The sequence below is a fragment of the Bacillus sp. URHA0034 genome (genome assembly GCF_056280405.1).
The window spans coordinates 1689859-1707450 of record NZ_JBWCDK010000002.1 but is presented as its reverse complement, the minus strand read 5'-3'; the positions used below and the strand labels follow the sequence as shown (position 1 = coordinate 1707450).

At 39.2% G+C, this 17592-nt stretch carries 16 protein-coding genes; 13 read left to right on the top strand and 3 right to left on the bottom strand.

What is annotated here, in order from left to right:
* Window positions 1-491: 491 nt before the first annotated feature.
* The 3 genes from ACZ9EE_RS10150 (at window position 492) to ACZ9EE_RS10140 (ending at window position 3626) form a co-directional block, all read left to right on the top strand.
* The gene (locus tag ACZ9EE_RS10150; RefSeq protein WP_476026712.1) at window positions 492-1232 is read left to right on the top strand and encodes an ABC transporter ATP-binding protein; all 741 of its coding nucleotides are present in this window, start codon (window positions 492-494) and stop codon (window positions 1230-1232) included.
* Window positions 1225-2436 carry an ABC transporter permease gene (locus ACZ9EE_RS10145; protein ID WP_476026710.1) on the top strand — a complete coding sequence of 404 codons (1212 nt, stop codon included), beginning with the start codon at window positions 1225-1227 and terminating at the stop codon, window positions 2434-2436. The genes ACZ9EE_RS10150 and ACZ9EE_RS10145 overlap by 8 nt, the downstream gene beginning before the upstream one ends.
* Window positions 2437-2903: 467 nt before the next feature.
* A complete protein-coding gene (locus tag ACZ9EE_RS10140) occupies window positions 2904-3626 on the top strand; it encodes an EcsC family protein (protein ID WP_476026708.1) in 723 nt (240 codons plus the stop codon).
* A gap of 20 nt (window positions 3627-3646) precedes the next feature.
* Here ACZ9EE_RS10140 and ACZ9EE_RS10135 read toward each other — a convergent pair whose 3' ends face one another.
* On the bottom strand, window positions 3647-4822 hold the full coding sequence (locus tag ACZ9EE_RS10135) for a M20 family metallopeptidase (RefSeq protein ID WP_476026706.1): 1176 nt from the start codon (window positions 4820-4822) through the stop codon (window positions 3647-3649).
* Between the two features lie 146 nt (window positions 4823-4968).
* On the opposite strand from ACZ9EE_RS10135, the gene ACZ9EE_RS10130 reads away from it, so the two are divergent.
* Complete coding sequence (locus ACZ9EE_RS10130; protein ID WP_476026704.1) at window positions 4969-5604, top strand: phosphatase PAP2 family protein; 636 nt, start codon at window positions 4969-4971, stop codon at window positions 5602-5604.
* A gap of 449 nt (window positions 5605-6053) precedes the next feature.
* Here the strand turns inward: ACZ9EE_RS10130 and ACZ9EE_RS10125 are convergent, their stop codons facing one another.
* Window positions 6054-7451 carry a hypothetical protein gene (locus ACZ9EE_RS10125; protein WP_476026702.1) on the bottom strand — a complete coding sequence of 466 codons (1398 nt, stop codon included), beginning with the start codon at window positions 7449-7451 and terminating at the stop codon, window positions 6054-6056.
* A gap of 133 nt (window positions 7452-7584) precedes the next feature.
* Entirely contained in the window at window positions 7585-8076 is a 492-nt protein-coding gene (locus tag ACZ9EE_RS10120) for an antibiotic biosynthesis monooxygenase family protein (RefSeq protein ID WP_476026700.1), read from the bottom strand.
* Between the two features lie 245 nt (window positions 8077-8321).
* On the opposite strand from ACZ9EE_RS10120, the gene hemE reads away from it, so the two are divergent.
* The 9 genes from hemE to ACZ9EE_RS10075 all read left to right on the top strand — a co-directional run bounded on the left by hemE (window position 8322) and on the right by ACZ9EE_RS10075 (window position 17365).
* Complete coding sequence (gene hemE / locus ACZ9EE_RS10115; protein WP_476026698.1) at window positions 8322-9368, top strand: uroporphyrinogen decarboxylase; 1047 nt, start codon at window positions 8322-8324, stop codon at window positions 9366-9368.
* 151 nt (window positions 9369-9519) lie between these two features.
* Window positions 9520-10449 (top strand): ferrochelatase, encoded by a 930-nt coding sequence (gene hemH / locus ACZ9EE_RS10110; protein ID WP_476026696.1) that lies wholly within the window; start codon window positions 9520-9522, stop codon window positions 10447-10449.
* Window positions 10450-10590: 141 nt separating this feature from the next.
* Complete coding sequence (locus ACZ9EE_RS10105) at window positions 10591-11325, top strand: MBL fold metallo-hydrolase (RefSeq protein WP_476026694.1); 735 nt, start codon at window positions 10591-10593, stop codon at window positions 11323-11325.
* A 16-nt stretch (window positions 11326-11341) separates the two neighbouring features.
* The gene (locus ACZ9EE_RS10100; protein ID WP_476032919.1) at window positions 11342-12331 is read left to right on the top strand and encodes a lipoate--protein ligase; all 990 of its coding nucleotides are present in this window, start codon (window positions 11342-11344) and stop codon (window positions 12329-12331) included.
* Between the two features lie 135 nt (window positions 12332-12466).
* Window positions 12467-14029, top strand: a complete 1563-nt coding sequence (locus ACZ9EE_RS10095; RefSeq protein ID WP_476026692.1) for a fatty acid--CoA ligase family protein — start codon at window positions 12467-12469, stop codon at window positions 14027-14029.
* A gap of 68 nt (window positions 14030-14097) precedes the next feature.
* A complete protein-coding gene (locus ACZ9EE_RS10090; protein ID WP_476026691.1) occupies window positions 14098-14874 on the top strand; it encodes an enoyl-CoA hydratase-related protein in 777 nt (258 codons plus the stop codon).
* A 162-nt stretch (window positions 14875-15036) separates the two neighbouring features.
* Entirely contained in the window at window positions 15037-15699 is a 663-nt protein-coding gene (locus ACZ9EE_RS10085) for an AzlC family ABC transporter permease (protein ID WP_476032918.1), read from the top strand.
* On the top strand, window positions 15689-15997 hold the full coding sequence (locus ACZ9EE_RS10080) for an AzlD domain-containing protein (RefSeq protein ID WP_476026689.1): 309 nt from the start codon (window positions 15689-15691) through the stop codon (window positions 15995-15997). The genes ACZ9EE_RS10085 and ACZ9EE_RS10080 overlap by 11 nt, the downstream gene beginning before the upstream one ends.
* 96 nt (window positions 15998-16093) lie before the next feature.
* On the top strand, window positions 16094-17365 hold the full coding sequence (locus tag ACZ9EE_RS10075; protein WP_476026687.1) for a M48 family metallopeptidase: 1272 nt from the start codon (window positions 16094-16096) through the stop codon (window positions 17363-17365).
* Window positions 17366-17592: the final 227 nt, after the last annotated feature.

The window sequence follows — 17592 nt, the reverse complement described above, 5'->3', positions numbered from 1 at the left end:
TTTTTCATAGAGTGTTTTTTTATAAAGATACATCATTGTTCAAGCTGACCATCCCCTATTTGTTTTTATTGGTTACCTAACCTTTAAAAACGGGTTGTGATCTGCGGTAAACACCTCATTTGCTTATTTTTTTAAGATAAACAGTGGTGTTACTTGAACTCTAAATGGTTAAAATGCACATTGTACAAAACAACCATCCCCTTATCTGAAACGAATAGAAGCTCACTTGTTTGAAAGGAAATTGTCTTTAGCAGACACCTCATCTCAAATTTTGATGAATCACTTCATCGGAATAAGTTATTTCCCCTTCGAATATTATGATGTCCGTTTGTTGAGGTTTTATTCCAAAAAGATAAGAAAAATTGTATTTCTATTTTTTACGGGTGTAATTTGTTAAAATTAAAAGGAATGGGTTCACGTCTTTTGAAACTCGAATACATAGAAGAATTCTTTCTGATGGCGATAAACTTGAAATGGAAGGACGTTTGGAAATGGCTTTATTAAAAATTGATCATTTAGTCGGGGGCTATACAAGAAATCCTGTCTTAAAAGATGTTTCCTTTGATGTAAACGAAAAGGAGATTGTTGGTCTAATTGGGCTAAATGGGGCAGGGAAAAGTACAACCATTAAACATATTATCGGGCTTATGGAACCTCATAAAGGGACGATTAAAATTAATGACCAATCCTTTATGGAAAATAAGGAGGCCTATCGCCGTTTATTTACGTTTGTTCCAGAGACACCGGTTTTATATGAGGAACTTACCTTAGACGAGCACTTAAGATTAACCGCCATGGCCTATGGTTTAGATGAACCTGCCTTTAAAGAAAGGGTTTCTCCGTTGCTTTCCGAGTTTCGGATGGAAAAACGCTTAAAATGGTTTCCAGCTCATTTTTCAAAGGGGATGAAACAAAAGGTCATGATTATGTGTGCCTTCTTGGTTCAGCCATCCCTTTACATTGTGGATGAACCTTTTGTTGGGCTTGATCCACTTGGGATTCAATCACTTCTTGATCTAATGAAAAAGATGAAAGATAACGGTGCGGGGATATTAATGTCAACCCATATTCTTGCAACTGCTGAAAAGTACTGTGATCGCTTTGTCATTCTCCATGAAGGGAAAATTCGGGCCAAAGGGACACTTTCTGAATTAAGAGAACAATTTTCGATGCCCACAGCATCTTTGGATGATTTGTATATTCAATTAACAAAGGAAGAAAATTATGTTTGATGAAAATAAGTTTTGGAGGGACCGTGCCGGCGGTCGAATGAAGGACTTAGGAAGGTATTTACGTTATATTTTCAATGGTCATATTGTGATTGTCTTACTATTTTTAATTGGAACCGCCGCCTATTATTATCAAGAATGGATTAAGACACTTTCACCGAGTTTTCCCGCTGAATTGGTCTTAGCGGCCCTAATTGGAATATTCATTACCTATAGTCCGGTTTATAATTTTTTGCTTGAGGCCGACAAAGTGTTTTTACTCCCATTAGAGGAGAAATTAAAAGGGTATTTTCTTCGTTCGGGGATTGTAAGTTTCGTGTTTCAAGGATACATCCTATTATTAGTTTTTGCTGTCTTAATGCCCATTTATGCCCATGTCAGCGGAAATGGATTCGGTTCGTTTATTCCGTTTTTGCTCCTTTTACTTGTACTAAAGGCTTGGAATTTAGCTGCCACATGGAAAATTCAATTTTATGTAGAAACATCTGTCCACCGCTGGGATTACCTTATACGTTATTTAATAAATGCAGTATTTGCCTATCTGTTGTTTAAACAGGCAAATACTCTTATTCTCATTGTAATCGGAGTAATTATGGCCTTTTATTATTACTCCTTTCATGTAAGGACAACGAAAATGGGGTTAAAGTGGGATCAATTAATTGAAGCAGAAGAAAAGAGGATGGCCTCTTTTTATCGGCTCGCTAATTTATTTACAGATGTCCCAAAATTAAAAGATACTGTTAAAAGAAGGAAATATCTTGATCTGTTGATTAGCAGGATTTCCTTCTCGCAAGAAAAAACCTACTTATATTTGTTCGTAAGGACGTTTTTACGTTCATCTGACTATCTGGGATTGTTTGTCAGGCTGACGGTCATTGGTGCTCTTGCCGTTTATTTTATCTCCTTCGGAATCGGACAACTTTTACTTACCATTCTATTTATATACTTAACAGGATTTCAATTGCTGCCATTATGGAATCACCATCAAAATAAGCTTTGGGTGGATTTATATCCGGTCTCAATAAGTGATAAGACAACATCATTCCATTTTTTACTAATGATTATATTAGTGGTCCAATCCTTTATTTTTGCGTTATTAATTTTGCTTAAGGGAGAATGGTACTATTCACTGCTTGTTTTAGGAACAGGAATCGTGTTCAGCTATGTCTTTGTTTATTTTTATAGTAAGAGCAGGTTAAAAAAATAATCTGAGCCTCTCTTTTTTGGAGGGCACTGAAAAAGTCCCTTAAATTTTAGTTGTATTTTTAAATTGTCTGTTGATTTCCGCTCCAGACGGCTTCGCTTTCCGCGGGCGTGACGGGGAGCCTCCTTGGCCATGAAAGCGCCTGCGGAGTCTCCCCTGTCCCGTACTCCCGCAGGACTTTGAATTTGCATCCTCGAATCCGCCCACGCACGAAGGAAATGCGATAGCATTTTCGAGGAGTCTTGGCCGCCTTCCGCTCCAATCAACAGAGTTCTTTTACTTAGTCTAAATTTCGAAAGGTATAATTTTCTCATCATTAAGAGAATTATACCTTTTTTGTTGTTACTTTAAGATTCTTAATAAACTGAAGGTTTTTCAGTGCCCTCCTTTTTTGGGGGGATTTTTTTTGGAACTATTGGTCTGTTTTGCTCGTATAGATTACTAAAATAAAGTGAGAGGAGTTGGTCCAATTGAATGACTATGAAGTTAAGGTTTATGAAGAAGTGGAAGAATGGAAACGAAGAATGATTAAACGTTCTGGGATGATGAATCGGATATCCAAGAAAGCCCAAGTAAAAATAAATGAATGGATTCCAGAAAAGGTACATGAAATGATGACGGAGAGCATTAAAGCAATGGTAAAAGCAACGCTATTTGGCTCTCAGCTCACAACCAATAGTGATCAAGCAAACGGTTTAACATTAGCTGAAAGAGATGAATTAGTTCGAAAAAAGATTTCCGCTTATCAAAAAACGGCCATTGTTGAAGGGGCAGGTACAGGGGCAGGAGGAATTCTACTAGGGCTTGCCGACTTTCCTTTACTCCTGACTATAAAAATGAAGTTTCTGTTTGAGGCAGCATCAATCTATGGGTTTGATACAAAAAAATATGAGGAAAGATTATTTATTCTACATGTGTTTCAATTAGCCTTTTCAAGTGATGACATCCGGAAAAACACCTTATCAGAGATTGAACAATGGGAACAGAGAAAAATTGAAATCACAGAAATGGATTGGCGCAAGTTTCAGCAGGAATACAGAGATTATATCGATCTTGCCAAGCTTTTCCAACTTGTACCGGGAATTGGGGCTTTCGTGGGGGCTTATGCTAATAATAATCTTCTGAAAAATTTAGGTGACACTGCGATGAATTGTTATCGCTTAAGGCTGCTGCAAAAAGCCCCTGAGCTCTAAGAGCCAGGGGCTGCCAATTCTTATTCGTTATGGGCGCTCAGTACGGCTGAACCTAACGTTTTAGCAGCAATTAACATCGCTTTCTCATCGATATCAAATTTGGGGTGATGGTGTGGGTATCCATCTGCTTCTTGTACTGGTTTGGCTCCAGTGAAAAAGAAGGTGCCGGGAACCTTTTCTAAATAATAGGCAAAATCTTCCCCGCCCATTTCCGGTTCTGTTTCCTCAATGTTTGTAACCTCAGGAACAGACTGAGCACAGCGGATGAGAAGTTCAGTTTCCTGTTCATGGTTAACAACTGGCGGGTAACCTCGGTAGTAGTCAAACTGATAGGAACTGCTTGATGTATAACATGTTCCATGTATGATTCTTTCCATTTCCTCTTCTATAAACTGTCTTACTTCTTCGTTAAATGTCCGAACTGTGCCTGTCAGCTTCGCTTTATCAGCAATAACATTAAAGGCATTTTCTGCAATAAAGGAAGCTACCGTAACTACTGCCGAATGAACAGGGCTAAGCTTACGGCTGACTATTTGCTGGAGATTGACGACAAGCTGTGAAGCAGTCACAATCGCATCTCGTGTTTTATGAGGCTGTGCCCCATGACCGCCTTTACCTTGTATTTCTATTTCAAAACGGTCAGCTGCTGCCATCATCGGCCCTGTTCGATACTGGATCGTGCCTGTCGGTTCACTTGCCCATAGATGAGTTCCGAAAATAACATCTACGCCTTCTAAACAGCCGGCTTCAATCATCGAAGCAGCTCCACCTGGTGCATATTCTTCGGCATGCTGATGAATAAAAACATAGTTACCATCTAATTCATCCCTAAGCTCATGCAGTGTCTTCGCAAGAACAAGAAGGGTGGCGGTATGTCCGTCGTGTCCACAGGCATGCATGATGCCTGGAACTAATGATTTGTAGGGAACATTCTTTTCATCTTGAATCGGTAATGCGTCAAAATCTGCCCGTAATGCGACCGTTTTACCAGGCTTCTTGCCAAAGACCTTTGCCACTACCCCATTACCCCCGACTTGTCCCTTTACTTCTATATTCAGTTTTTCATAATAGCCTTGAATAAACTTAGCGGTGTTATATTCCTGAAATGATAATTCCGGATGCTGATGAAGATAGCGGCGGATCGAGACCATTTCATCATAGTATCCTTCTAATTTAGTAAATAGTTTGTTTAACATATGTATTCCCCCTTTTCGTTAAGTTAAAGAATGTATTTTCAAACAATTTTAACACTTTTACCATTATTATATAGATTTTTATAGTGATTTTTTTTATACTTTTAAAAGTATTTAAACAAAGAGAATCAAGGGGTGGGGGAACAATTTTGAAAAAGAAATCTTTTGTTTTTCTGATAATCGCTGGTTTAATTGCTTTATATACCTCTATAAAGGTAGCTATACACAGCAATTTTTGGATGGATGATTATGTCGCAGGCTTGTTTGCACACGTGCCTCATACGGCTATTCCATTTTTAAATCAAGTGTCGGAGCTGGGTGATAAAATGGCAATAGGCATTGTTGCCTTGTTAATGCTGTCATGGTTATTGTTGAAAAAGCGGAACTTTGCAGGGTCAGCAATGCTCGCTTTATCAATCGCTTTAGCTAATGAAATTTATAAGATGTTAAAAGATTGGTTTGTCCGGCCAAGGCCTGATATAGAACATCTAGTACAGGTTGAAGGATATAGTTATCCGAGCGGGCATGCACTGGTGGGTATGGCGCTTTACTTTACGGCTGCTTATTTATTAATCGAGGGAATGAAGTCCAATATAGCCAAATGGTTAATTGCCTTGTTAGCAGTAGTCATACTACTCCTCATTGGTGCTAGTCGAATTATCTTACAAGTTCATTATTTTTCTGATGTATTGGGCGGGTTTGCGTTAGGATTTTTATGGGCAGCCATTTGGATATTTTTCTATCATTCTTTTAAACAACGATATACAAAAAAGAGGCCGAGTTAATCTAGGGCACTGAAAAGCCGTCAGTTTGTTAAGAATCTTAAAGTAACAACAAAAAAGGTATAATTTCTCTTAATGATGAGAGATTATACCTTTTTAAATTTGACTAAGTAAAAGAACTCTGTTGATTGGAGCGGAAGGCGGCGAAGACTCCTCGAAAATGCTATCGCATTTCCTTCGTGCGTGGGCGGATTCGAGGATGCAAATTCAAAGTCCTGCGGGAGTACGGGACAGGGGAGACTCCGCAGGCGCTAGCGCCAAGGTGGCTCCCCGGCACGCCCGCGGAAAGCGAAGCCGCCTGGAGCGGAAATCAACAGACAAATTACATACACAACTAAAATTTAAGTGGCTTTTTCAGTGCCCTCAGTTAATCCCGGCATTTTCTTTGTTGTTAAAGGTTATTGTTGACGAAGCCGCTTGGAGCGGAAATCAACATTCAAGATAAACACAGCCTATATTAAAAACATTGCGACTATCGTTGTGACGACAAGCCCAATAAATACAGGGATCATGTTTCTTCTAGCCAATTCAAACGGGTCGACATTACAAATAGCGGCTGCAGGAATTAAAGCCCATGGTACAAGGGTTCCGCCGCCCACCCATATCGCTGCAATTTGGCCAAGCGCGGTAAGAGTAGCTGCCCCTTTACCGATAGCTGCAGCAAATAAACTGGCAATCGACCCGGCAAGTGAGATTCCTGAGAAGCCTGAACCGTCTAAGCCGGTAATCGCACCAACGGCTGTCAGCGTGACTGCACCCACTTCTTTACTTAGTGGGACAATGCTGGCAAGGGCTACCCCGAGATCATTAACAATCCCATTTGAGGTTTTTGGTAAGTAATCTCCGATTATTTTTGTAAAACCGCTGTCGCCAAGATAGAAGAATGCGGCAATAGGAATAACTGGACCAAAAACCTTAAATCCAAATTGAAAGCCTTCAATTAAATACTGAGTTGTTTTTTCAAGTCCTTTATTCTTGTGACTTGTGACCGTAATTAGAAGAAGTATTAAAATAGAGGTTCCACCAATTAAGGCTGTTGCATCTCCGCCTGCTAAATTAAGAATGAACATGGCGACAACGTCCGCTATAAATAACAATGGAACTAAAATCGCGAAAAATCGTCTTTGGGCGAGTGTTAAGAGGTCAGGTTTGTTACTTTCTTCCACAGAGGAATCAGTCAATATGGATGAAGTGGTTTGAAGGGTTCCGCGCTTCATATCTCTCCGTAAAAAATAGAAGGCGGTAATCGTGGTGACTAGCCCCATAATAAAGACGAGTGGTATGCTGGCGTTAATAACATCCTGAATTGGGAGTCCAGCTGCATCTGCGGTAAGTTTTGGGGCTGCTTGGATGACAAAGTCACCTGATAAAGCGATTCCGTGCCCAAACAAATTCATCGCCATGGCGACCCCAAGTGCAGGAAGACCAGCTCTAATTGCTACTGGAAGCAGGACGGCACCAAGCAGGGCAACGGCAGGGGATGGCCAAAAGAACCAAGAAATGACCATCATTAAAATCCCAATCGTCCAATAGGCAAGCCCTGGATTTCGGATTAATTTTCGAAATGGTGAAATCATCACATCATTAATTCCCGTAGATGTTAGCGTTTGGCTCATCGCCACAATAATCGAAATGACAAGAATAGTTGATAATAATTCGGTTATAGCATAGCTAAAACTGTTGAAAATACTGCTGACGGAATGACTTAAACTGCCTGTGGCAGTCAGAGCAATTAAGAATATCCCGACAATACACACAATGGTCGTGTCCCTTCTCATGACCATAAATCCAATAATTAGAATAATAAAGGCAACATATATCCAATGAAGGGCTGTTAGTTGAATTAGCATAGAAAATCCTCCTTTCTTCCAAAAGGGCTATAGCCCTGTTTTGGATGTAATACAGAATATGTAATCTGTATCAAGAGGTGAAATGGAGGAATAAAAAAAATGGAGGATAATCTCCATTAGAAAATTAGCTATACTAATCACCTGCTATCGTATATTTACTAACATACGGTGCGCTTGTGAAAATCTTTTGCTGTCCGTCAAAGCTAGCTTTTAGTTGATCCAGTGTGGAATTGGCTCCCTGCCATTTTAGATATAAGGCTTGGTGCTCCCAAACCGTCATAATGATATAGGGATTTGAAGATACGGGGCGGAGTAATCGAAGTGCTGTCAATCCCTGGGTGTTTACAATCGTTTCTACTTGTTGTTTAAATTGATGTTCAAATAAGGGACGTCCTTCATCCGTAACGGAGATGTTATGCATGACCACAAACCCTTTTTGTTGTAACTGTCCATTGGATTCTAAAACCTCATACCTTCGAGGTTCGTTAAAAACAGTTGGACCATTGGTTTCATGCAGCAACAATGCCCCGTTTTCATTCAGCATCGCCACCATAAGTTCATCATGATATTTCGTTGCAATTTTCTTTAAATAGTCGAGTGTCCCGGCTGTTAAATAAACATTCATCCTTTTTTCCTCCTAATTAACAATCTTCATTATTCTATACATATTCATCATCCGTATTCTCACTGATAGGTGAAACAAATTTAGTAACGTAAAAACGACTTTTTTTTGACAGATATTATCGTAAGCTATACACAAATAGGATTAATCGGTATAGTGGAGACAGCTTTGTATACCAATGGTTTTTAATTTTATCGCCAATATATTAAAATGGAAAACAGACAGTCTTTGAAAGGTGGACATTCTTCATGACAAGAATAATTAATGAGACATTTTTAAAAGCCGCGAGGGGAGAAAAGACCGATTATGTACCTGTGTGGTATATGCGCCAAGCCGGCCGCTCGCAGCCAGAGTATAGAGAGATTAAAGAAAAATATTCTTTATTTGAAATTACCCATCAGCCTGAGCTTTGTGCCTATGTCACTCGCTTGCCTGTTGAGCAATATAACGTCGATGCCGCAATTCTATATAAAGATATTATGACACCGCTCCCAGCCATAGGCGTGGAAGTGGAAATAAAGGGTGGAATTGGACCTGTAATTGATAATCCAATCCGTTCTTTAGCAGATGTAGAAAAATTAGGTGAAATCCACCCTGAAGAAGACGTTCCATATGTTTTGGATACGATTAAATTATTAACACAAGAACAGTTAAATGTACCATTAATCGGTTTTTCAGGTGCCCCATTTACTCTAGCCAGTTATATGATTGAAGGCGGTCCATCGAAAAACTATAATAAGACAAAAGCCTTCATGTATGCGGAGCCAAAGGCATGGTTTGCTTTAATGGACAAACTTGGCGAAATGATTATTACCTATGTGAAATCGCAAATTAAAGCTGGGGCAAAAGCCATTCAAATCTTTGATTCATGGGTGGGTGCCCTGAATGTAGAAGATTACCGTTACTTTATTAAACCGATCATGACGCGAATTTTTACATCTTTAAAAGAAGAAAATGTACCGCTTATTATGTTCGGCGTAGGTGCAAGTCATCTTGCCTTAGAATGGAATGAACTGCCGCTCGACGTTGTTGGCCTAGATTGGCGTCTGCCGATTGGTCAGGCTAGAGAAATGGGAATTCATAAAACGGTCCAAGGCAACCTGGATCCGGCGATTCTTTTAGCTCCTTGGGAAGTTATTGAAGAGAGAGCTAAAGCAATATTAGACCAAGGAATGGCTCAGAACGGTTATATCTTTAATTTGGGTCATGGTGTATTCCCATCGGTTAATCCAGACACATTGAAAAGATTAGCTTCGTTTATTCATGATTATTCGGCAGCCAAATTAAGCCGCTAATTCTTAAAAGTAAGACATTAAATTGGTAAGCAGTCAAATTTTTTGGCACAATATAATAAGCTGTTTCAGGAAAGGCATTAAAAGGTAGCAAGCCTATAATGCCTTTTTACATAAATCAGACAAAGCAGGACTTTAAATGAGGTGCAATTAAATGACAAAGAAACGTATGGGCCTGTTAGTAATGGCATATGGTACCCCCTATTCATTAGAGGATTTAATACCATACTATACCCATATTCGCCATGGCCGTAAACCAACACCAGAAATGATCGAGGATCTCAGGAATCGTTACGAAGCGATTGGTGGGATTTCTCCCTTAGCTAGAATTACACTAGACCAGGCAGAAAAGCTTGAACAGCATCTTAACCAAATTCAAGATGAGATCGAATTTAAAATGTATTTAGGGTTAAAACATATCGAACCATTTATTGAAGATGCGGTAAAGAAAATGCATGAAGATGGGATTGAAGAAGCTGTTAGTCTGGTACTTGCCCCGCATTTTTCAACCTTTAGTGTACAATCTTACAATGGAAGAGCGGTTGAAGAAGCAGAAAAGCTAGGCGGACTTACAATCAAAACGATTGAAAGCTGGTACAAGGAACCCAAATTTATTAACTATTGGGTTGATAAAATAAAAGCCATTTTTGACCAAATGATGCAAGCGGAAAAGGAAAAGGCTGTATTAATCGTTTCTGCTCACAGCTTGCCGGAGAAAATTCTTCAACTTGGCGATCCATATCCAAGTCAGCTTCAAGAAACGGCTGATTTAATAGTCAATCAAGCAGGGATTAAAAACTATGAAATTGGCTGGCAAAGTGCTGGAAATACTCCTGAACCGTGGATTGGTCCGGATGTACAGGACTTAACAAGAGACCTGTTTGAAAGGAAACAGTATACTTCTTTTGTTTATGCACCAGTAGGTTTCGTGTGTGAACATCTTGAGGTACTTTACGATAATGATATCGAATGTAAAGCAGTAACAGATCAATTAGGGGCAAAGTATTACCGCCCGGAAATGCCTAATGCGAAAGATGAATTTATCGATTGTTTATCGACCGTAATCTTAAAGAGCCTAGCCTAAATAGAATAGGTTTATAAAAGCAGGGTTAATAATATTCCAATCAGAAGCTGTTCAGTGAGTTCAGCTTCTTTTTTCTATATCAGGAATAGATGCCGCTTTTTGAGTATATTAAAAGTTAGACTACGATTTGGAGGGGAACATATGAAATTGACAGTTATCGGATATTGGGGAGGTTACCCAAAAAAGAATGAGGCAAGTTCAGGCTATTTAGTAGAACATGAAGGATTTCATTTATTAATGGATTGTGGGAGCGGTGTGCTATCTAAACTTCAAAATATTCTGCAGCCTGAGGAATTGGATGCAGTCATTCTCTCCCATTATCACCCGGATCATAATGCCGATATTGGGGTATTGCAGCATGCTAGGTTAATACAAGGATTCCTGGGTAATGAACTGCCTAATCTGCCTATTTACGGGCATTCTTTTGATGAGCACGAGTTTAGCAAACTAACCTATAAAAATATAACAAAAGGTATAGCCTATAATCCTGATACTGCCCTGTCTGCAGGCCCGTTTACTATATCATTTTTGAAAACGAATCATCCCGTTTCCTGTTATGCCATGAGAATAGAGGCAAGTGGAAAGGCACTCGTATATACTGGTGATAGTTCTTTTAAAGAGGAATTTATTGAATTTAGTCATGGTGCAGATGTCCTTCTATGTGAATGTAATTTTTATGGAAATCAAAGCGGGAAGTCGGCTGGTCATATGAATAGTATTGAGGCAGGACAGCTTGCAAAGAGAGCTGGGGTTAAGCAGTTAATTCTTACTCATCTGCCGCATTATGGGAATTTGGAAGAGCTGATTACAGAAGCATCCGGGGAATTTAGCGGTATAATAAAGCGTGCAGAAGAATTTCTATCTATCTCACTATAAGGAAGGGAACATGACGATGTTATTTATCGATAACAAAGGGATTACTGACCCGCATATCAATCTGGCGATTGAAGAATATGCGTTGAAAAATCTCGATATAAACGAAACCTATTTATTGTTTTACATAAATGAACCATCGATTATTATTGGAAAAAATCAAAATACGATTGAAGAAATCAATACAGATTACGTTGAAACAAATGGAATTCACGTCGTCCGCAGATTATCAGGCGGTGGTGCGGTTTACCATGATCTTGGAAATTTAAACTTTAGTTTTATTACAAAGGATGATGGAGAAAGTTTCCATAACTTCCGTAAATTCACCGAGCCGGTTGTTGAAGCATTGCGAAAATTAGGGGTTAACGCAATGTTAAGTGGTAGAAATGACTTAGAAGTTGAGGGCAGAAAGATTTCTGGGAATGCTCAATTTTCTACAAAGGGCAGAATGTTTAGCCATGGAACTTTGATGCTTAATTCGGAAATTGAGAACGTGGTTTCAGCTTTAAAAGTGAAAAAAGATAAGATTGAATCGAAAGGAATTAAATCTGTTCGCAGCCGAGTCGCTAACATTTCAGAGTTCTTAACAGAAAAGGTAAGTATGGAAGAATTTCGCTCCTTATTGTTAAAAAATATTTTCGGTGAACAAGAAGATATACCGGAATATGTTTTAACAGAAGAGGATTGGGAAAATATTCACCAGCTTTCCAAAGAACGATACCAAAACTGGGACTGGAATTATGGCAAATCCCCGAAGTTTAATCTTCAGCATTCGCACCGTTTTCCAGTAGGTTCGATTGATGTTCGCTTAGACGTGAATAAAGGATTAATCGAGAACTGTAAAATATATGGTGACTTTTTTGGTGTTGGTGAGGTTAGTGAGATTGAGAAAAAATTAACAGGCATTCGCTATGAAAGAAGCGAAATAGAACAAGTTCTTTCAGACGTGGATACAAAGCATTACTTTGGAAATATAACAAAAGAGGAATTTATTAATTTAATCTATTAAATAGGCGGCGATGTCATTAAGACATCGCTGTTTTTTTATCCTTTTTTCATCTTATACTTGAATACTTAAAATTCAGGAAATATAATATATTTAGAAAATTAATATGAATGATTATTCATTCAGAGGAGGGAAATGATGAATCTTTCAGCTCAACTTCTAGAAACCGCCAAGAAATTTGCCGACAAACCAGCTTATTTTTTTATGGGACAACAGAGTACTTATGCCGAATTAGATGAAGCTATACAAAAATTTGCTTCAGGGCTAGAAAAATTGGGTATCAAGCAAGGAGACCATATTGCGTTATTATTGGGAAATTCACCACATTTTATCATCAGCTTATATGGGGCATTGCGGCTTGGGGTAACTGTTATTCCCGTGAATCCTATCTATACCGCAGATGAAATTGGCTTTATCTTAAATAATGGGGATGTTAAAGCGCTGGTTGCACTTGACTTAGCCTTACCCGTGGCAGAAAAAATGCATACTCTACTGCCAAGGATAGAGCACTATATCTTTTGTGAGACAAAACCCAATAATCTCGTTCAATCTGAAATAGAAAATCTGACTGTTTACGCTAAAATGAAATCGTTTACAGAAGTAATTGCCTCTGGTGAACTATCATTTCAAGGTCCAATGTTGAAGGACGAAGATGTGGCGATTATCCTTTATACTTCTGGAACAACCGGAAAACCAAAGGGTGCTATGTTAACTCATAAAAATATCTATAGCAACGCTAAGGATGTTGGCGACTACTTAAAAATGAATCAGGAGGACAGGGTTGTCACCGTTCTCCCTATGTTTCACGTATTTTGTCTGACAGTCGTTTTAAATGCCCCATTACTAAGCGGAGCCACTCTGTTAATTGTACCAAAATTTAGTCCAAAAGAAGTTTTCTCAGTTATCAAGAAACATACGGCGACTGTCTTTGCCGGTGTACCTACCATGTATAATTACCTCTATCAATACCCAGATGGCGATCCGAATGACCTTGAATCCTTACGTTTATGTATTTCCGGTGGTGCATCCTTGCCGGTAGCATTATTAAAGAATTTTGAGAAAAAATTTAATGTAGTCATTTCAGAGGGCTACGGATTATCGGAAGCATCACCGGTAACCTCCTTTAATCCGCTTGATCGTCCGCGCAAACCCGGATCAATTGGCACATCAATCCTCCGAGTGGAAAATAAAATTGTTGACGAACTTGGACAAGATGTTCCAAATGGCGCTGTTGGAGAATTAATTGTTCGCGGGCCAAATGTGATGAAAGGGTATTATAAAATGCCTGAAGAAACACAAGCCGCCATTCGAGATGGCTGGCTTCATACCGGTGATATGGCAAGAATGGATGAAGAAGGCTACTTTTACATTGTTGATCGGAAAAAGGATTTGATTATTGTCGGCGGTTACAATGTTTATCCACGTGAAGTGGAGGAAGTTATTTATAATCATCCGGATGTGGTGGAGGTCGCCGTAGTTGGTGTGCCAGATCCTAATCAAGGTGAGGCAGTTAACGCGTATGTCGTCAGTAAAAATCCTATACTAACTTGGGAACAGCTTCAAGAATATTGCAGAGAGCACCTTGCCAAGTATAAAGTCCCGACAACGATTGAATTCATAGATGAACTTCCTAAGAATACGACTGGAAAAATACTTAGACGAGCCCTTAAAAATTTAATTTCCCAAAAGGTAAACAATTAAAATTTTTTTGTAAAGGCAGGCATTTCGCCTGCCTTTTTAGAATTCTCTAATAAGGGAGGGGAGAAAAAATGGAGCAGGTATTACTAGAGATTCAAAATCATATGGCAGTCATCATCATTAATCGTGCAGAAGCATTAAATGCTTTTAATTATGACACTCTACTAGAATTAAAACAAAAAATAGAATGTATTCGAATTAATCCAGAGGTACGGGCAGTTATTTTCACGGGTGCCGGAGAGAAGGCATTTAGCGTAGGCGCTGATTTAAAAGAACGAAAGCATCTAACCGAGGAGCAAGTGAAGAGAAATTTATATAAAATCAATGAGGTGTTTAACGATATTGATGTTCTGCCTCAGCCTACGATTGCGGCAATAAATGGTTTTGCATTCGGCGGGGGGATGGAACTGGCTTTAGCCTGTGATTTTCGGATTGCAGCCCAGACTGCTGTGATGGGATTAACCGAAACGAGTTTGGGGATTATTCCGGGGGCAGGCGGCACGCAGCGTCTTCCTAGATTGGTTGGACAGGCAAAAGCACTGGAACTCATCCTTACGGCAAAACGGCTTACAGCAAACGAAGCAGATCAGTATGGGCTGCTAACTAAAGTGGTCGATCAAAGTAATTTGTTAAGTGAATGTTTTTCTTTTTGCTCAGAGCTGTTAGCAAATGGACCAGTTGCCCTGCAACAGGCTAAGTTTGCGATTAAGAATGGAATGAATACCGATTTACATACAGGGCTGCAAATCGAACGGAAGGCATATGAGATCACCCTCAAAACGGAGGACCGCATCGAAGCCCTACAAGCTTTTTCAGAAAAGAGAAAACCAAACTTTAAAGGAAAATAACATGGTGCCTGTCACCATGTTTTTTTTTATTTCGTAAATAAAAAAAGTTTGCTAAAATTTATGTTTATGAGTGCGAGAAACAAAGGGGGGAATCAGAATGACTGATTTAGCAATAGGGAAGAATCATCAGAATTTAAGAAAGGCCTTCAAGCAGGGGTTAGCATCGGGATTGGTTATTTTTCGATTGCCTTGACATTTGGCCTCCTTGCCAAAACATCAGGTCTGTCCATTTATGAAACAGTCCTCATGAGTTTGATTGTATTTGCCGGTGCCTCACAATATATTTCGTTAAGTCTAATTGCCTATGGGACAGGAGTTTTTGAGATTGTTTTAACAACCTTTATCGTAAATATACGTCATTTTTTAATGTCTGCCACATTAAATGAGAAGGTTGAAGAGGACCATCTTGTTAACAAACTGTTCTATTCTTTTGGCATTACGGATGAGACCTTTTCAGTGGCAGCAACAAGAGATGATTCCGTAACAACGGGTTATATGTTTGGTATTATATCTGTTTCTTATTTCAGTTGGGTTGTTTTTTCAGGGGTCGGACATTTAATTGGGGCCAGTCTTCCGAAAACATTGCAAGAAAGCATGGGGGTTGCACTATATGCTATGTTTATCGGGCTGCTTGTTCCATCAATGAAAAAAAGCACAAAGATAGTTTTCTTAGCAGTACTAGGGGCTATTTTTAATTCGATCTTTACCCTTGGCCATATCATGGCACAGGGATGGGCAATTGTGAGTACAACACTGCTGTCTGCCGTCATCATGGAATTGATTGAATTGCTAAAAAGTAAGCGGAGGGTCCAAAATGAAGAGTGAAATAGTATGGATGATTATTGGAATGGGGTTAGTTACCTATATCCCGCGGATGCTTCCGTTTCTCTTCTTTAAAGGGAAAGAACTTCCGCCATTTCTTCAAGGGGTCCTAAAAAATGTTCCCTATGCGACACTCGGTGCGCTTATCTTTCCAGCAATAATCTTTATTCAACAAGACGACATTTGGTATGGTGTTCTGGGTGCAGCCGCTGCTTTTGTTACGGCGTACTTAGGAGCCAATGTAATTGTTGTTGTTCTTGGCTCGATTGCAGTCCTTGCTCTATACTCCTATCTTTTATAGCGAGTTTCAGACCGTCTTTTCGTTTTCTTAGTTCTAATTCCGCCTTTTTAAACTAAACTAGGTATAGAGAGGTTGTACAAAAAGGGGGACAGAATCATGGTACGAAAAATGGGGTTCTATGCGGTTTTGGCCTTTTGTTTATATGGTTTGTTTATTTATTGGTATTTATTTCATTTTGCTAATACCTCCTTGCCATTTGAATATCAAGGCTCCAAAGCAGACCCATCAACCTTCCTTAATGGAAGGGAGCTAGACTTGAGCGAAGAGTATTCAAAGATTAGAAATTTATTGTTTTTTTTATCAACTCCATTTGAATGGCTTTTTTATTTTCTTATCCTTTTATTTGGATTTTCAAAGGCCTTTAAGCGCTGGGCGGATCAATCAGCAAAGGTAAAGGCACTGCGGATGCCAATTTATTTAATCTGGCTATCCTTATTTGCCTTTATAGCCACTTTCCCTTTGAACTATATCAGCTATTCATTATCCCGGACCTATCATATTTCAACCCAGACGTTTCCTTCATGGATGAAAGATGAATTAATTGACTTCTGGATTAATTATGGTACATGGCTGATTATTGTCCCAGTCCTCTACTGGTTAATGAAAAAAAGTCAAAAGCGCTGGTGGCTCTATGGCTGGCTGTTATCCGTGCCTTTTACATTATTTATGATGTTCCTGCAGCCGGTTGTTATTGACCCGTTATACAATGATTTCTATCCACTTAAAAATAAGGAATTAGAAACCAAGATTTTAGCATTGGCTGAGAAAGCACATATTCCTGCACAGCATGTTTTTGAGGTAAACATGGCGGATAAAACGAACGCTTTAAACGCTTATGTTAGCGGGATTGGCTCGAATGCCAGGATTGTTCTTTGGGATACAACATTAAATAGGTTAAACGATAATCAAATTTTATTTATTATGGCTCATGAAATTTGCCATTACGTTGAAAAACATATTTATTTTGGAATAGCGGGATATTTGCTGTTATCACTGCTGGGACTTTATTTAACGTACAAAATAATGAACTGGGCTGTAAGAAAATGGGGCAAGGAACTGAAAATAGATGATGTAAGGGATATTCGCTCCTTACCGTTATTTTTTATGATTTTATCCCTGCTTTTATTTTCAGCGAGCCCACTCACTAATTTTGTATCACGTTATGAGGAAAAGCGTGCTGATAAGTATGCAATCGAAATGACCAAAAATCCGGAGGCAGCTATTAGCTCTTTCCAAGAATTAACCAGGTCTGGATTAAGCGAGGTAAACCCGCCATTACTGGTGAAAATATTCCGGTATACCCATCCATCCATGCTTGATCGAATTTCCATGTTAGAAGAATATGAAATTAACCATCGAAACCAATAATAGCAATTCCTTTGAGGCCTAAGATTCTATATCTTGGGCCTTTTTTTCCTAGCTCTATTAAACAATATTGTAGTTTTTTATACTCTGTTGATTGGAGCGGAAGGCGCTCGACACCTGCGGGAGTACGGAGCAGGGGAGACCCCAAAGGCACTTTCAGCGCCGAGGAGGCTTCCCGGCACGCCCGCGGAAAGCGAGCTCCTGGAGTGGAAATCAACAGCCAAATTTAA

What these genes read in the sequence shown, in the direction of transcription:
- ACZ9EE_RS10150 (WP_476026712.1), top strand. Translation starts at nt 492, where the DNA reads ATGGCTTTATTAAAAATTGATCATTTAGTCGGGGGCTATACAAGAAAT.
- ACZ9EE_RS10145 (WP_476026710.1), top strand. Translation starts at nt 1,225, where the DNA reads ATGTTTGATGAAAATAAGTTTTGGAGGGACCGTGCCGGCGGTCGAATG.
- ACZ9EE_RS10135 (WP_476026706.1), bottom strand. Translation starts at nt 4,822, where the DNA reads ATGTTAAACAAACTATTTACTAAATTAGAAGGATACTATGATGAAATG.
- ACZ9EE_RS10125 (WP_476026702.1), bottom strand. Translation starts at nt 7,451, where the DNA reads ATGCTAATTCAACTAACAGCCCTTCATTGGATATATGTTGCCTTTATT.
- ACZ9EE_RS10120 (WP_476026700.1), bottom strand. Translation starts at nt 8,076, where the DNA reads ATGAATGTTTATTTAACAGCCGGGACACTCGACTATTTAAAGAAAATT.
- hemE (WP_476026698.1), top strand. Translation starts at nt 8,322, where the DNA reads ATGACAAGAATAATTAATGAGACATTTTTAAAAGCCGCGAGGGGAGAA.
- hemH (WP_476026696.1), top strand. Translation starts at nt 9,520, where the DNA reads ATGACAAAGAAACGTATGGGCCTGTTAGTAATGGCATATGGTACCCCC.
- ACZ9EE_RS10105 (WP_476026694.1), top strand. Translation starts at nt 10,591, where the DNA reads ATGAAATTGACAGTTATCGGATATTGGGGAGGTTACCCAAAAAAGAAT.
- ACZ9EE_RS10100 (WP_476032919.1), top strand. Translation starts at nt 11,342, where the DNA reads ATGTTATTTATCGATAACAAAGGGATTACTGACCCGCATATCAATCTG.
- ACZ9EE_RS10095 (WP_476026692.1), top strand. Translation starts at nt 12,467, where the DNA reads ATGAATCTTTCAGCTCAACTTCTAGAAACCGCCAAGAAATTTGCCGAC.
- ACZ9EE_RS10090 (WP_476026691.1), top strand. Translation starts at nt 14,098, where the DNA reads ATGGAGCAGGTATTACTAGAGATTCAAAATCATATGGCAGTCATCATC.
- ACZ9EE_RS10080 (WP_476026689.1), top strand. Translation starts at nt 15,689, where the DNA reads ATGAAGAGTGAAATAGTATGGATGATTATTGGAATGGGGTTAGTTACC.
- ACZ9EE_RS10075 (WP_476026687.1), top strand. Translation starts at nt 16,094, where the DNA reads ATGGTACGAAAAATGGGGTTCTATGCGGTTTTGGCCTTTTGTTTATAT.